16 protein-coding genes are annotated in these 14799 nt (G+C 69.9%); 7 read left to right on the forward strand and 9 right to left on the reverse strand.

What is annotated here, in order from left to right:
- The first annotated feature begins 101 nt into the window (after nt 1-101).
- Nucleotides 102-227 carry a hypothetical protein gene (locus HNR51_RS26690; RefSeq protein ID WP_276508063.1) on the forward strand — a complete coding sequence of 42 codons (126 nt, stop codon included), beginning with the start codon at nt 102-104 and terminating at the stop codon, nt 225-227.
- A 39-nt stretch (nt 228-266) separates the two neighbouring features.
- Here the strand turns inward: HNR51_RS26690 and HNR51_RS10520 are convergent, their stop codons facing one another.
- The 4 genes from HNR51_RS10520 to HNR51_RS10535 all read right to left on the reverse strand — a co-directional run bounded on the left by HNR51_RS10520 (nt 267) and on the right by HNR51_RS10535 (nt 4846).
- Nucleotides 267-680: a DUF4260 domain-containing protein gene (locus HNR51_RS10520; protein WP_182554890.1), complete on the reverse strand. Its 414-nt coding sequence runs from the start codon at nt 678-680 to the stop codon at nt 267-269.
- Nucleotides 681-769: 89 nt separating this feature from the next.
- Nucleotides 770-2680 (reverse strand): cobaltochelatase subunit CobT, encoded by a 1911-nt coding sequence (gene cobT / locus HNR51_RS10525; protein WP_012455292.1) that lies wholly within the window; start codon nt 2678-2680, stop codon nt 770-772.
- A 112-nt stretch (nt 2681-2792) separates the two neighbouring features.
- The gene (gene cobS / locus HNR51_RS10530; protein ID WP_012455293.1) at nt 2793-3776 is read right to left on the reverse strand and encodes a cobaltochelatase subunit CobS; all 984 of its coding nucleotides are present in this window, start codon (nt 3774-3776) and stop codon (nt 2793-2795) included.
- Nucleotides 3777-4132: 356 nt separating this feature from the next.
- Nucleotides 4133-4846 (reverse strand): J domain-containing protein, encoded by a 714-nt coding sequence (locus HNR51_RS10535; RefSeq protein WP_012455294.1) that lies wholly within the window; start codon nt 4844-4846, stop codon nt 4133-4135.
- 145 nt (nt 4847-4991) lie between these two features.
- Here HNR51_RS10535 and HNR51_RS10540 point away from each other — a divergent pair, with 145 nt between their 5' ends.
- Both HNR51_RS10540 and arfB read left to right on the forward strand, forming a co-directional pair.
- Nucleotides 4992-5270, forward strand: coding sequence for a BolA family protein (locus HNR51_RS10540; protein WP_012455295.1), 279 nt, complete (start codon nt 4992-4994; stop codon nt 5268-5270).
- Between the two features lie 34 nt (nt 5271-5304).
- A complete protein-coding gene (arfB, locus tag HNR51_RS10545; protein WP_012455296.1) occupies nt 5305-5730 on the forward strand; it encodes an alternative ribosome rescue aminoacyl-tRNA hydrolase ArfB in 426 nt (141 codons plus the stop codon).
- Nucleotides 5731-5749: 19 nt separating this feature from the next.
- On the opposite strand, the gene HNR51_RS10550 is transcribed toward arfB, so the two are convergent.
- Together HNR51_RS10550 and HNR51_RS10555 are read right to left on the reverse strand one after the other, a co-directional pair.
- Nucleotides 5750-6508, reverse strand: coding sequence for a YoaK family protein (locus HNR51_RS10550; RefSeq protein ID WP_012455297.1), 759 nt, complete (start codon nt 6506-6508; stop codon nt 5750-5752).
- Nucleotides 6509-6549: 41 nt separating this feature from the next.
- Nucleotides 6550-7539, reverse strand: a complete 990-nt coding sequence (locus tag HNR51_RS10555) for a class I SAM-dependent DNA methyltransferase (RefSeq protein ID WP_182554891.1) — start codon at nt 7537-7539, stop codon at nt 6550-6552.
- A gap of 46 nt (nt 7540-7585) precedes the next feature.
- Here HNR51_RS10555 and HNR51_RS10560 point away from each other — a divergent pair, with 46 nt between their 5' ends.
- From HNR51_RS10560 to HNR51_RS10570, 3 genes are read left to right on the forward strand one after another with little or no spacing between them, the layout of a single operon-like run.
- A complete protein-coding gene (locus tag HNR51_RS10560; RefSeq protein WP_182554892.1) occupies nt 7586-8644 on the forward strand; it encodes a ligase-associated DNA damage response exonuclease in 1059 nt (352 codons plus the stop codon).
- On the forward strand, nt 8641-10371 hold the full coding sequence (locus tag HNR51_RS10565) for a cisplatin damage response ATP-dependent DNA ligase (RefSeq protein ID WP_182554893.1): 1731 nt from the start codon (nt 8641-8643) through the stop codon (nt 10369-10371). The genes HNR51_RS10560 and HNR51_RS10565 overlap by 4 nt, the downstream gene beginning before the upstream one ends.
- Complete coding sequence (locus tag HNR51_RS10570; RefSeq protein WP_182554894.1) at nt 10368-10850, forward strand: secondary thiamine-phosphate synthase enzyme YjbQ; 483 nt, start codon at nt 10368-10370, stop codon at nt 10848-10850. Before HNR51_RS10565 ends, HNR51_RS10570 begins: the two co-directional genes overlap by 4 nt.
- A gap of 6 nt (nt 10851-10856) precedes the next feature.
- Here HNR51_RS10570 and HNR51_RS10575 read toward each other — a convergent pair whose 3' ends face one another.
- Nucleotides 10857-11303, reverse strand: coding sequence for a DMT family transporter (locus HNR51_RS10575; RefSeq protein ID WP_182554895.1), 447 nt, complete (start codon nt 11301-11303; stop codon nt 10857-10859).
- A 121-nt stretch (nt 11304-11424) separates the two neighbouring features.
- On the opposite strand from HNR51_RS10575, the gene HNR51_RS10580 reads away from it, so the two are divergent.
- Nucleotides 11425-12321 carry a LysR family transcriptional regulator gene (locus HNR51_RS10580; protein ID WP_182554896.1) on the forward strand — a complete coding sequence of 299 codons (897 nt, stop codon included), beginning with the start codon at nt 11425-11427 and terminating at the stop codon, nt 12319-12321.
- Nucleotides 12322-12327: 6 nt separating this feature from the next.
- On the opposite strand, the gene HNR51_RS10585 is transcribed toward HNR51_RS10580, so the two are convergent.
- Together HNR51_RS10585 and HNR51_RS10590 are read right to left on the reverse strand one after the other, a co-directional pair.
- On the reverse strand, nt 12328-12492 hold the full coding sequence (locus HNR51_RS10585; RefSeq protein ID WP_012455304.1) for a YqaE/Pmp3 family membrane protein: 165 nt from the start codon (nt 12490-12492) through the stop codon (nt 12328-12330).
- A gap of 100 nt (nt 12493-12592) precedes the next feature.
- Complete coding sequence (locus tag HNR51_RS10590) at nt 12593-14794, reverse strand: FAD-dependent oxidoreductase (RefSeq protein ID WP_182554897.1); 2202 nt, start codon at nt 14792-14794, stop codon at nt 12593-12595.
- Between the last annotated feature and the right edge of the window lie 5 nt (nt 14795-14799).

The following is a 14799-nucleotide window of genomic DNA, read 5'->3' on the forward strand; positions in this document are numbered from 1 at the left end:
GGATCGAAAGGAGTGCCTGAATGCCGAAGCCGTACAGCACGACACTCGCGAAGGGGCGGCGGCCGATCAGGAACTCACACCGGTCCCATCACGGAAGCGAGTTGACCTCGGAGAGACGTCAGCAGCTCGCGCTCAACCGGTTCACCTATAGCGGCGGCTACGACGGCTTCGAGGGGCGTATGATGCTGGCTCGCATCGAGGCGGACGCAGCGGATCACAAGAAGTAGCCGCCTCGCCCCGGCATGCAGCGGCCTCCCGCTCGGATGTCAGACCCGGCAAAACCGCACGCCGGACTTTTCTCCCGCTCTCCCGAGCGGACCGAGATGGGTATCACCGAAGCCGCTGGCGTATTTCAGCCCGTACCCCAAGGCGCGGTCGAGCCCGATATGGGCCAGCCAGATGAGCGCCAGACCGGCGACCGCATAGCTTCCGAGCGCCACCGAGGCTGCCAGTAAGAGGAAGGGCGCGACACTGGTATGGGCGGCATTGTAGCTCGCCGCGCCCATCCGAGGGCCGGCCAGATAAGCGACCATGCTGAGATCGGGCAGCAGGATGAGGGCTGCCAGCAGCCACCAGGATTGACCGACCCAGGCATAGCCGACGAGGGCGCAGGTAAGTAAGGACGCCCCCTCGATCCTCAGGAGCAAGCGCGGCGCTCCGCGCACGTCACCAGCCGACATCGCACGATCCCCGCTCGAAAGCGCCGACCCTGCGGGATGCTAGGACGGCACGAGACGATTGCCCATCGCGCCCGACCGCGCGCTGTCCCTCAGCGCCGTCCGGCCGCCCGCCGCATCCCTCCGCCGCCGCGGGACAGGCCGGCATCCTCCTCGAACAGCTCGGCGAGCTTCTCCGTCATCGCGCCGCCGAGTTCCTCGGCGTCGATGATCGTGACGGCGCGGCGGTAGTAGCGCGTCACGTCGTGGCCGATGCCGATGGCGAGCAGCTCGACCGGCGAGCGCGTCTCGATCTCCTCGATCATGTAGCGCAGGTGACGCTCCAAATAGTTGCCGGGATTGACCGAGAGGGTCGAGTCGTCGACCGGCGCACCGTCGGAAATCACCATCAGGATGCGCCGCTGCTCGGGCCGCGCCAGCAGGCGCTTGTGGGCCCAGTCCAGCGCCTCGCCGTCGATGTTCTCCTTCAGCAGGCCCTCGCGCATCATCAGCCCGAGGTTCTTTCGCGCCCGCCGCCAGGGGGCGTCGGCGCTCTTGTAGATGATGTGGCGCAGGTCGTTGAGGCGGCCGGGGGAGGGCGGCTTGCCGTTGGCGAGCCACGCCTCGCGGGACTGGCCGCCCTTCCAGGCGCGGGTGGTGAAGCCGAGGATCTCGACCTTCACGCCGCAGCGCTCCAGCGTGCGGGCGAGGATGTCGGCGCAGGTCGCCGCGACGGTGATCGGCCGCCCGCGCATCGAACCGGAATTGTCGAGCAGCAGCGTGACCACAGTGTCGCGGAAATCGGTGTCCTTCTCCTGCTTGAAGGAGAGCGGCTGGAACGGATCGGTAACGACGCGGACCAAGCGGGCCGGATCGAGCTGTCCCTCTTCCAGATCGAAATCCCAAGCGCGGCTCTGCTGCGCCAGCAGCCGGCGCTGGAGGCGGTTGGCGAGGCGGCCGACCACGCCCTGGAGATGGGCGAGCTGCTTGTCGAGGTAGCTGCGCAGGCGCGTCAGCTCCTCGGCGTCGCACAGCTCCTCGGCCTCGACGATCTCGTCGAAGCGCGGATTGTAGACCTTGTAGTCGGGGCCGGTGCGCTCGTTGCCGCGCTGGCTCGGCGGGCGCCAGGATTCGGAGGCCTCCTCCGATTCCGCGTCCTCGGCCTCCTCCGGCAATTCGCCGGAGGGCGCGTCGGCGGATTCGGTGGCGCCCTCGTCGAGTTCGTCGGTGGCCTCGTCGGTCACCTCGATCTCGGCGCGGTCGCCCTGCGACTGCTCCTCGGCCTCGCCCTCGCTCGGCTGCTGCTCGTCGTCCTGGGCTTGGTTCTCGTCCTCGTCGCTCTCGTCGTCCTGATCGAGGGGCGTCTCGTCGGCCATGTCGAGGGAGGAGAGCAGGTCGCGCACCGAGCGGGCGAAGCTGCGCTGGTTCTCGATCGAGCCGAGCAGGCCGTCGAGGTTCTTGCCGGCGCGCGCCTCGATATGCTCGCGCCACAGATCGACGATCCGGGCGGCGGCGGGGGGCGGCTTCTGACCGGTCAGGCGCTCGCGCACCATCAGCGCGATGGCATCCTCCATCGGCGCATCGGCGCGATCGGTGATGTTCTCGTACTTGCCGCCGCGATGGTAGCGGTCCTCCAGCATCGCGGTGATGTTGGCGGCCACGCCGTCCAGCCGGCGTGAGCCGATCGCCTCGACACGGGCCTGCTCGACCGCATCGTAGACCGCCCGCGCCGCGGCGTTGTCGGGAGCGAGCCGACGGTGGACGCTCGTGTCGTGGCAGCCGAGGCGCAGCGCCATGGAATCGGAATGGCCGCGCAGGATCGCGGCATCCTCGGCGGTGATCCGCCGGGTCGGCTCGGGCAGCCTCGCCTTGTCGCCGATCAGCGCCGGACGGTCGCTGGCATAGGTGACCTCGATGTCCGGCCGCTTGGCGATGGCGCGCAGGCAGCCGGCCACCGAGCGCTTCAGCGGCTCGGCGCCGGGCTCCTTGCGGTCGCCGGTCTTGGGGCGGTTGGTCAGGGCCATATCTTCGCGGACGCCACCGGATCGAGTTCGAAGGCCCGGCCGGGGGATTGCCTCGAGTCCGGGAGTGCGAGCACCGTCCCCGCCGCGCGTCGGCGCGGAGACGGACGCGCGATCAGCTCAGCGCGACGTTGAGCGCGCTCTCGGGCAGCTCCTTGCCGAAGGCGCGCTGGTAGAACTCGGCCACCAAGGGCCGCTCCAGCTCGTCGCACTTGTTGAGGAAGGTCACCCGGAAGGCGAAGCCGATATCGCGGAAGATGTCGGCGTTCTCGGCCCAGGTGATGACCGTGCGCGGGCTCATGACGGTCGAAAGGTCGCCGTTCATGAAGGCGTTGCGGGTCAGATCCGCCACGCGCACCATCCGGTTGACCGTGTCGCGCCCGCCCTCGCTCTGGTAGTGCGGCGACTTCGAGAGCACGATGTCGACCTCGCGGTCGTGCGGCAGGTAGTTCAGCGTGGTCACGATCGACCAGCGGTCCATCTGGCCCTGGTTGATCTGCTGGGTGCCGTGGTAGAGGCCCGACGTATCGCCGAGGCCCACCGTGTTGGCGGTGGCGAACAGGCGGAAGGCCGGGTGCGGGCGGATGACGCGCTTCTGGTCGAGCAGCGTCAGGCGGCCGGACAGCTCCAGCACGCGCTGGATCACGAACATCACGTCGGGACGGCCGGCATCGTACTCGTCGAAGACGAGGGCGACGTTGTTCTGCAGCGCCCAGGGCAGGATGCCGTCCTGGAACGCGGTGATCTGCTTGCCGTCCTGCAGGACGATGGCGTCCTTGCCGACGAGGTCGATGCGCGAGACGTGGCTGTCGAGGTTGATCCGGATGCACGGCCAGTTCAGCCGCGCCGCCACCTGCTCGATATGCGTCGACTTGCCGGTGCCGTGATAGCCGGTGACCATCACGCGCCGGTTCCGGGCAAAGCCCGCCAGGATCGAGAGCGTGGTCTCGCGGTCGAAGATGTAATCCGGATCGAGGTCCGGCACATGCTCATCGACCTCGGAGAAGGCCGGCACCTTGAGGTCGAGGTCGATGCCGAACACCTCGCGGACGGACACCTGGCGGTCGGGCAGGGAAGCGGGCCTATCGTCGGACAGCATACGAAACCTCATCGGGGCGGCCGGGTGCGTGCGGAAACCCGCGCGACCGCGCAATTCAAGTCGTCAACTCACCTGCCGGGCAGCCCGTCGGTAAGCGGGCGGATGTCTTCCTTAATCGCCGCCCCTCGGCATCGCCAAGGGGGCTCAGCCAGAAAGAGGGCTCTGCGAGACGGAGGATCCATCCGTAGAGTCGGCTTCGCGAGGAAGCGGTATCCGAAGCATATAGGGCGCGCACGGACATTTGCTGCCCCACCCGCCGCCGAACGGACCGGCACCCGGCGCATTCCCGGCACGCATCCTTCGTGCCGGGCCGCCCCGACGGCGCTCCACGACGGTACCCGTCACCGCGCGACCCGTCAGCACATCCCGGCGGCGCGCAGCACGTCGTGGGCACGGATGATGTCGCGCAGGCGATCCTCGAAGGAGCGATCACCGCCATTGGCGTCCGGATGGAAGCGCTTCACCAGCGTCTTGTACTGCGCCTTGATCGCCGCCGTGTCGGCGTTCTCGTCCAGGCCCATCACATCGAGCGCCTTGCGCACCGCCGCCGAGTGGCGCGGGCGCTGCGGCTCCGGCGCCGCCTGCCGCCGGTTCGCGCCGCCGCCGAGGCCGTTGGCCCGCAGGATGCCGAGCGGGTCGGCATAGGCCCAGTCGCGCTCGGCCTCGGGCTTCGTGCCCTTGGCGCCGCCCTTCTCGCCCTTGCCCTCGCCGCCGGCCGCCGGGTTCACGCCCATCGACCAAGTCGGCCGATGGCCGATCATCGCGTCCTTCTGGTAGGCCTCGACCGCGGCGTCGTTCATGCCGTCGAAGTAGTTGTAGGACGCGTTGTAGGCGCGCACGTGATCGATGCAGAAGCGCCAGTACTGGCCTTCCTGCTTGCGGCCCTTGGGGGCGCGGTAGAGACCCGGATGGGCGCAGCCGGGCGCCTCGCAGGCGGCCTCGTTCGTGGCCGCAGCGGCGCCGGCACCCGTGCGCCCACCGGCCCGCGTTCCTGCCTTCGCTCCCGACTTGGGATCGTCACAGGTCGGCTTGATGCGGATGCGGTCGAACAGCGGCGAGTTGAGATCCATGACGGGCCGATTATGAGGGGCGGGCGCGCCGACGGAAAGGCCGTCGGGCCTGATGCCGCATGCGTCGTTCCGGGGTTGACGCTGATGCACCGGGACCGTGCCGGCAAAGCACGTCCGAAGCACCGCCTTCTGCAGCGAGGAAACGATGACCGGGACCCTGAAGGACTGGATCGCCGGGCGGCTCGACGCCGAACTGGCGCCGACCGCGCTGGAGGTCGTGGACGAATCGCACCTGCACGCCGGCCATGCCGGCGCCCGGCCGGAGGGGGAGACCCATTTCCGGCTCGATGTCGTCTCGGCGGCGTTCGAGGGAAAGAGCCGGGTCGAGCGTCACAGACTCGTCAACGGGCTCCTCGACGACGCTTTTAAACGCGGCCTGCACGCTCTCGCGGTGCGCGCCCGCACGCCGGGCGAGGCGGGCTGAGGCCCGCGGGCTCCGGACGGGGAGGGCGGGTTCCGTGGCGCTCCGCTGCACGCCGCAGATCGAGATCGACGAGGCCGAGATCGAGGAGAGCTTCGTGCGCGCCTCGGGTCCGGGCGGGCAGAACGTCAACAAGCTGTCCACGGCCGTGCAGCTCCGCTTCGACGTGCGCCGCTCGCGCAGCCTGCCGGATGCGGTGGCGGTGCGGCTGATGCGGCTGGCCGGCCGGCGCCTGACGGGGGAGGGGGTGCTCGTCATCACCGCCCAGCGCTTCCGCACGCAGGAGCGCAACCGGGCCGATGCCCGCGAGCGGCTGGCAGAGATGGTGGCGGAAGCCGCGGTGCCGCCGACGCCGCGACGCGCCACCCGGCCGACGCTCGCCTCGAAGAAGCGGCGTCTCGACGAGAAGAGCCGCCGCAGCAGCGTCAAGCGGCTGCGCGGCGGCCCGGGCGATGAGGGTTAGATGATGGGCGGGTGACGGTTCACGTCGCGGCGGGAACCGTCGCTGTCGGCTTCGCCTCCGGATGCGCGTCGGGCTGCGGGGCGGCGACGCCCGAGACGTAGGGCGTGTCCTTGAGCAGGATCGTCATGACGAGCGACACCAGTGCCAGGAGAGCCGCGAAGCCGGCCGGGAACAGGAAGGCCCGCTCGCCGTACCAGCCATGCAGGAAGCCGCCGACCACGGCGCCGGTGCTCAGCGCGCCCCAGAGCGGCGCCTGAAGCCAGAACGAGGGCGCCGGCTTGTGCAGGATCAGGTTGGCCACGCCCGCGCCGAAGCGCACCACCGTGCCGGTGACGTAGGTGAGGGCGAGGCTGCGGCCCGCCTCGTCCTGAAGCGTCGCGTTCTGGATGCCGAGCGCCAGCACGATCGGATAGGCGTGGAGCGGGAAGGCCGTGGTGCCGAACGGCGCGAACAGGCCGATGGCGAACAGAACCGCCTGGATGATCAGCAGGACCGAGAGACGAAAGCGCCCGGCCCAGGCGGCGATCAACGTGCCGATGCAGGCACCGAAGCAGAACAAGGCGATGACGCTGGCGAACCGGGTCGTGCCGTCCCAATCGAGGCCGGAGACGGCCACGCCGAAGCGCGTGGTGTTGCCGCTCATGAACGACATGAAGAGCTGGGAGAACTCGAGAAAGCCGATCGAATCGGCCGCGCCCGCGATGCCGGCCAACATCAGCGCGATCGGCACCCGCGTGACAGGACTTGCTGGAAAAGACTTGTTCGACTCGTCAGCCATTGGTTCCCCTGATTTTGCTCCGCAACACAACGGTATTACGGCTATCCGGTTGCGTCCATTGCACCAGTTTTGATCAAGTGTTTGTGCAGGATTAGAATCCGTCCGGGCACGTCTGACTTCTTTTGGCGCCGAATCGCCGCCGGGCGCATCTCGGCGATGGCCAGGCCGGCCGTCCCGGCCGCCGCGCGCAGGTAGGTGTCGGCGTGGGCGTAGCGTCCGTCCTCGCCGAGGACGATGCCCGGCTCCCCCGCTTCCGGCGACTGGACGGTGAAGGCGAAGAGCCCACCGGGCCGCAGCGCGCGGGCGACGGCGGACAGCGCCGAAGCCAGATCTCCCAGATAGATAAAGACGTCCGCCGCCACGATCAGGTCGGCGGCACCCGCCGGCTCACCGGCGAGGAAAGCGACGAGGTCGGCCTCGGCGAGGCGGGCGTAGAGGCCGGTGCGGCGGGCGAGCGCCAGCATCGCCGGGGAGAGGTCGCAGCCGGCCAGCCGCCCGGCGCGACCCGCGAGTGCACGGGCCATAAGCCCGGTGCCGCAGCCGAGATCGAGCACGTTCGGGAAGTGTTGCGCCGCACAAGACGGATTCCAGGCGCCAAGCGCATCGAGCGCCGCGATCATCATCTCCGGGCCGCGATAGCCGAGTTCGTCCACCAGATGCCGCTCGAAGCGCGGGGCGTAGCCGTCGAACAGCGCCCGGACATAGGCCGGGCTGATCGCCGCGAGGGCGTCGCCGCCGCCGAGCGCGGCCCGGTGCAGGCGGCTGCCCAGCGCATCCTCCGGGTCGAGCCCGAGCGCCCGCTCGAACGCCGCGAGCGCCGCCTGCCGATCCGCCTCGTCGCGGCTGCGGCCGAACAGGACTTCCCGCGCCCGGCCGAGCAGGAACCAGGCGGGGGCGTAGTCCGGGGCGATGTCGATCGCCTGTTCCGCCATCTCCGCGGCCCCCGCGGGGTCGTCCTCGGCGAGGCAGGCCTCGGCATAGGCGTAGCGGCGGTCGGCGAGGAGGTCGCCGGAGGAGCGCTGGCGTGACATCGTGAGTTGGCGGCGATGAGAAACGAACCGCCCTATATCCCGGCCGATGTCGCAACGCGCCTCCGATCTCCTCACCCTGACCCGCGAGGGCCTGTATTGCCCGCTCGGGCGCTTCCACGTCGATCCGACGCGGCCCGTCGAGCGGGCGCTGATCACCCACGGCCATGCCGACCACGCCCGCGCCGGGCACAGCACCGTGCTGGCCACGCCTGAGACGCTGCGGATCATGGCCGTGCGCTACGGCGAGGATTTCTGCCGATCCCGCCAGGAGGCCCGGCTGGGGGAGTGGATGCGCATCGGCGACGTCACCGTGTTCTTCGCCCCCGCCGGCCACGTGCTCGGCTCGGCGCAGATCGCCATCGAGCGCGAGGGCCAGCGGATCGTCGTCTCGGGCGACTACAAGCGCGCCCCCGATCCGACCTGCCTGCCCTTCGAGGTCGTGCCCTGCGACGTCTTCATCACCGAGGCGACCTTCGGCCTGCCGGTCTTCCGCCATCCCGATACGCGGGGCGAAGTGCGCAAGCTGATCGAGTCGGTGACGCTGTTTCCCGAGCGCGCCCACATCGTCGGCGCCTACGCGCTCGGCAAGGCGCAGCGGGTGATGGCGCTGCTGCGGGAAGAGGGCTGGGACCGGCCGATCCACCTGCACGGGGCGATGGAGAAGCTGACCGAGCTGTACAAGCGCGAGGGCGTGCCGCTCGGCGAGACGCCGAAGGTGGTGGCCGCGGACCGGAAGGATCTGCACGGCGCCATCGTGCTGTGTCCGCCCTCGTCGATCCAGGATCTCTGGTCGCGGAAATTCCCCGATCCCGTCACCGCCTTCGCCTCGGGCTGGATGCGGGTGCGCGCCCGCGCCCGGCAGAAGGGCGTCGAGCTGCCACTGGTGATCTCCGACCATTCCGACTGGCCGGACCTGTGCCGCACGATCCGCGACACCGGCGCCGAGGAGGTCTGGGTCACCCATGGCCAGGAGGATGCGCTGGTGCATTGGTGCGGCACGCAAGGGATCCGCGCCAAGCCGCTGCACCTGCTGGGTTACGGCGATGACGGCGAAGCCGAGCCCGATCCGGGACAGGATCCGAAGATGGAGGAGGCGTCGGCATGAACGACTTCGCCCATCTCCTCGACCGCCTCGCCTACGAGCCGCGCCGCAACGCCAAGCTGCGCCTGCTCCAGGACTTCTTCGCGGGCACGCCCGATCCCGAGCGCGGCTGGGCGCTGGCCGCCATGACCGGCGGGCTGACCTTCCGCGAGGCCAAGCCGGCCCTGATCCGCGCCCTGGTGGAGGAGCGGGTCGATCCGGTGCTGTTCTCGCTCTCGCACAACTACGTCGGTGATCTCGCGGAGACGACGGCGCTGATCTGGCCGGGGCCGGAACAGGATCCGCCCCCCTCCGCGCGCGAGGGTTCCCCCGGCCTCGGCCACAACAACCCGCCCCCATCGGTCCCCACCCTCGCCGAGGTGGTCGAAACCCTGGCCACCACCCCGAAGCGCGCCCTGCCGCAGTATCTCACGCGCTGGCTCGACGCCCTCGACGAGACCGGGCGCTGGGCGCTCCTCAAGCTCGTCACCGGCAACCTGCGCGTCGGCGTCTCGGCCCGGCTCGCCAAGACCGCGGTCGGCGCGCTCGGCGGCCACGAGGCGGATGCGGTGGAGGAGGTCTGGCACGGGCTGAAGCCGCCCTATACCGAGCTGTTCGCCTGGGTGGAGGGCCGGGGCGAGCGGCCCGAGAGCCGGAACCCGGCCCCCTTCCGTCCACCGATGCTCTCCCATCCGGTCGAGGAATTCGAAGACCTCGACAAGCTCGAGCCCGAAGCCTTCTCGGCCGAGTGGAAGTGGGACGGCATCCGCGTCCAGCTCGCGGGCGGGCGCGACAATCAGGGACGCCAGGTCCAAAAGATCTACTCCCGCACCGGCGAGGACATTTCCGACGCCTTCCCCGATCTCGCCGAGGCGATCACCTTCGACGGCGCAATCGACGGCGAGTTGCTGATCCTGCGGGAAGGCCGGGTGCAGAGCTTCAACGTGCTGCAGCAGCGGCTCAACCGGAAGGCGGTGACGGGTAAGCTGCTCGACGAGTTCCCCGCCCATGTCCGCGCCTACGACGTGCTCTCGGCCGAGGGCGAGGATCTGCGCGGCCTGCCCTTCGCCGAGCGGCGGCCGCGGTTGGAGGCCCTGGTGCGGCGGCTCGACCATGCCCGCATCGACCTCTCGCCGCTCGTCCCCTTCGCGACCTGGGACGACGTGGCGGCGGCCCGCGCCGATCCGGCCTCCGCAGGCGCCGGCGCCGATGCCGACGCCATCGAGGGCGTGATGCTCAAGCGGCTCAACAGTCCCTACCTGCCCGGCCGGCCGAAGGGCCCGTGGTGGAAGTGGAAGCGCGAGCCCTACGTGGTCGATGCGGTGATGATGTACGCCCAGCGCGGCCACGGGAAGCGCTCGTCCTTCTACTCGGACTACACCTTCGGCTGCTGGCGCGAGAGCGCGGAGGGCGAGGAGCTGGTGCCGGTGGGCAAGGCCTATCACGGCTTCACCGACGCCGAGCTGCAGAAGCTCGACCGCTATGTCCGCAACCACACGACGAAGCGCTTCGGCCCGGTGCGCGAGGTCGCCTACGGCCGCGATGCCGGCCTCGTGCTGGAGATCGCCTTCGAGGGCGTGCAGCGCTCGACCCGGCACAAATCCGGCGTGGCGATGCGCTTCCCCCGTGTCAGCCGCATCCGCTGGGACAAGCCCGCGGCGGAGGCCGACCGGGTCGAGGTGCTGGAGCGGATCCTGGCCCGCGGCGAGCGCGAGGTCGCGCCGGGGGCGGCGATGGAGGCATCGGAATGAGGCAGGCGGGCAGACATGCGGGGAAGATCGGGCCGCTCGAGGGGTTTTCGGCCGGTGATGTGACCCGGCAGGCGAGCGCACGGGTGACGGTCGCCACCCCCGGCCAGGGCTTCACCGACATCACCGAGGCGGTGGCGGCCTTCGTCGCCGAGAGCGGCCTCCGCACCGGCCTCGTCAGCCTGTTCTGCCGACACACCTCGGCCTCGCTGACGATCCAGGAGAATGCCGACCCGGACGTGCGCGTCGATCTGATGACCGCGCTCGACGGTTTCGCGCCCCGCCATGGGCAGTACGTCCACGGCATGGAGGGGCCGGACGACATGCCGGCGCATATCCGCACGATGCTGACCGATTCGGGTCTCACGGTCCCGGTGCAGGGCGGACGCCTCGCGCTCGGCACGTGGCAGGGGATCTACCTGATCGAGCACCGTGACCGGGGGCACCGGCGCGAGATCGTGCTGCACGCCGCCGGCGCCTGACCCGCTTCAGCGCCGGATCAGGACCACGCCGCCGACCAGCAAGGCGACGCCGATCAGGCGCGGTCCGTCGAGAGGGCGCTGGGCGAGCCCCATCCAGCCGAAATGGTCGAAGGCAATCGAGGCGAGCATCTGCCCGGCCACGAGCAGGGCGATGAAGGCCGCAGCGCCGAGCTGCGGCACGAGGACGGTGGCGAGGCCGATGAAGAGCGCGCCGAAGACGCCGCCGCTCCAGGCCCACCACGGCACCCGCGCCGCCACGCTCGCGGAGGGCAGCGGATCGCGCAGCGCCAGGATGAGCAGCGTCATGCAGGCAAGGCCCACGGCGTAGCTGACGAAGCCGGCCCACGCCGCCGAACCGAGATCCGCCCGCAGGCGCGTGTTCAACACCTGCTGGACGACGATGCTGACACCCGACGCAACGGTGAGAAGAGAGGGAACCAGGAGACGGAGCATCGGCCCTCGGTGTCATGGAGCGGGCCGGTCGAACGGCCGGTGGGATACGGCAGGGTCATTGACACCATTGGAGGGCCATGCCGTCAAATGCCCGTGGCGGCGCATTCCATGCGAATGAGGCATGATGAACCCGGCTCATCTCGACCTGTTCCGCGCCGTACTGCGCTACGGCGGCATGACGCGAGCGGCGGCGGCCCTGGGTATCGGCCAACCGCATGTCAGCCGCACCATCGCCGGGCTCGAAGCCGAACTCGGATTTGCGCTGTTCGTGCGCGGCCACGGCGCCGCGCTGCCGACGCGGGAGGGCGAGGCCTTCGCCCGCGAGGTCGAGCGGAGCTATGCCGGGCTCGACCTCTTGCGCGAGGCCGGGCACCGGATCCGCGATCTCGGCACCGGCCCGTTGCGCGTCGCCTGCCAGCCTTCCCTCGCCGCCGGCCTGCTGCCCCGCGCCATCCGCGCGTGGAGCGCGGACAATCCCGGCATCCATGTCGCGGTGCATGTGCCGGGCCCGGAGACGATCTGGTCCTGGACGGCATCGGGGCAGTGCGACATCGGCCTCGTGCGGCCGCAGCCGGACCGGGACGGGATCGTCAGCGAACCCTTCCTGGCGATGGATGCGGTCTGCGCACTGCCCCGCGGGCATGTCCTGGCGGGTCGGGCGACGATCACCCCCGCCGATCTCGCGGACGCCCCGTTGATCGCGGGCGCGCGGGGCCTGTTTCAGGACAGGGTCGAGGCGGCCTTCGCAGGCGCGGGGATCACGCCCCGCATCGCCTTCACGGCACAGTACACGGCCGCGCGCTGTGCGCTCGTGGCCGAAGGCCTGGGGATCGCCATCGTCGATCCGCTGCCCGCGCGGATCCTCGTCGGCCTGCCGATCGTGCTGCGGCCCTTCCGGCCGCGCCTGCCGATCGAGACCGTGATGATCCACCCGGCGGGCCGTCCCCCGGGACGGATCACCGAGCGGCTGATGGATCACCTCAGGGCGCAGCGGGACGCCCTGAGGGATGCGCCTTGATCCGGCTCAGCGGTCGCGCAGCAGCAGGTACAGCGCGTGGATCGAGCCCGGCAGGTAGAACAGCAGGCAGAGCAGGATGTTGAAGAGGAATTGGATCCCGATCCCGTTCGTCATCAGCACCGAGATCGGCGGTAGGAAGAACGCGATCAGGATCTTGATGAGAGTCGACAAGGAGAACTCCGGTTCGCTCACTGCAGTCGGGCGTTGAACGAAAGCGGAGCGGTTGGGTTCCGTGCGGGGCGGCCTTCCCGGAGGGCGACCGCCCCAAGGGTCAGGCCGCCTGCTTCAGCGCGTCGTAGAAGCGGCCACCGGATTCGGCCATCGCCAGGAGGTTGTCCGGCGGGCTGAAGCGGGGGCCGTGCTTGGCTTCGAGCGCACGGGCCAGTTCCACGAAGGCACCGGCCCCCATGAAGTCGATGTAGGACAGCGCGCCGCCGGTGAACGGGGCGAAGCCGAAGCCGAGGATCGAGCCGACATCCGCCTCGCGCGGGTCGGTCACCACGCCCTCCTGCACCGTGCGGGCGGCTTCCAGCGCCTGCACCACGAGGAAGCGGTGCTTCAGCTCCTCCACGTCGATGTCGTCGGGGTCGAGCCGGTTCGGCTGGATCTCGGCGAGACCCGGCCAGAGCTTCTTCTGGCCGCCCTCGGGATAGTCGTAGAAGCCGCGCTTGTTCTTGCGCCCGAGCCTTCCATGCGTCTCGACCATGGCGACGAGGAGCCGCTTCTGATCCGGATCGACGGCGCCCTCGCCGAGCTGCGCCTCGGTCGCCCGCATGATCTTGAGGCCGAGATCGAGCGCCACCTCGTCGTTGAGCGAGAGCGGGCCGACCGGCATGCCGGCCATCCGCGCCACGTTCTCGATCATCGCCGGGGGGACGCCCTCGGCGAGCATCTTATGGCCCTCCTTGATGTAGGCCAGCACGCAGCGGTTGGCGAAGAAGCCGCGGGAATCGTTGACGACGATGCCGGTCTTCTTGATCGCCCGCACGTAGTCGAGGGCCGTGGCGACGGCGCGGTCGCCGGTCTGGTTGCCGCGGATCACCTCGACGAGCAGCATCTTCTCCACCGGCGAGAAGAAGTGGATGCCGACGAATTGCTCCGGCCGCTTCGAGGTCTGGGCCAGCCCCGAGATCGGCAGGGTCGAGGTGTTGGAGGCGAAGATCGCGTGCTCCGGCAGCGCGGCTTCCACTCGGGCGATCACCTCGGCCTTGACCCTCGGATCCTCGAACACCGCCTCGATCACGAGGTCGCATTCGGAGAGCGCGGCATAGTCGGGCGTCGCGGTGATGCGGGCGAGCAGCGCATCGCGGTCGGCGGTCTTGGCCTTGCCGCGGTTGATCTGCCCGGTGATGAGCTTGTGGCAATGCGCCTTGCCGGCCTCGGCCGCCTCCTGATCGCGGTCGATCAGCACGACCTCCATCCCGGCCAGCGCGCTGACATAGGCGATGCCCGCGCCCATGAAGCCGGCGCCGATGACGCCGACCTTGCCGACCTTCGTCGGCTCCACGTCTTTCGGCCGACGGGCGCCCTTGTTGATCTCGCCCATGGAGATGAACAGCGTCCGGATCATCGCCTGCGCCTCCTTGGTGCGCAGGATGTGGGCGAAGTAGCGGCTCTCGACCTTGAGGCCGAGATCCATCGGCAGTTGCAGGCCTTCGTAGACCGAGGCCAGGATCGCCTTGGCGGCCGGATAGTTGTCGTGGGTCTCGCGGCGGTAGATCGCGTTGGCCGGCGGCCAGATCATCATGCCGGCGGGCGAGTAGACCTTGCCGGACGGCGCCTTGAACTTCGGAACGTCCCAGGGTGCCACCGCCGAGCCGCCTTCGCGGATCCAGGCTTTCGCCCGCTCGACGATCTCGGCCGCCGGCGCCACCGCGTGGGCGAGCCCCATGTTCTTGGCCATGAGTGGGCGAATCTGCTCGCCCTTGAACAGCATCTGCAGCGCGTCGCCGGTCTGCATCAGCCGCGCCACCCGCTGGGTGCCGCCGCCGCCGGGGAACAGGCCGACCTTGATCTCGGGTAGGCCGACGCGGGTCTTGTCGTCGTCGGCCAGCACCCGGTGATGGCAGGCGAGCGCCAGCTCGAAGGCCCCGCCGAGGCAGAGGCCGTGCACCGCCGCGGCGAAGGGCTTGCCGCAGGTTTCGAGCTTGCGGAACACGAGGCTGAGGCGCCGCGATTCCTCGAAGAAGTGGCGCATGGCCACATCCTCGCCCTCGGCCGCCTTGAGGCGCTCGTACTCGGCGCCGAGCCCCTGGAGCATGGTGAGGTCGGCACCGCCGGAGAAGTTGGACTTACCGGACGCGATCACGCAGCCCTTGATCGCCTCGTCGGCGACGACCGCGTCGACGATCCGCTCCAGCTCCGCCATCACCTCCATGGTGATGACATTCATCGAGCGGCCGGGCATGTCCCAGGTCGCGAGCGCAATGCCGTCGGCATCGGTCTCGAAGCGGAAATTCTCGGTGGCGGTCATCGCGG

Source organism: Methylorubrum thiocyanatum (genome assembly GCA_014138645.1).
Lineage (GTDB): Bacteria > Pseudomonadota > Alphaproteobacteria > Rhizobiales > Beijerinckiaceae > Methylobacterium > Methylobacterium thiocyanatum.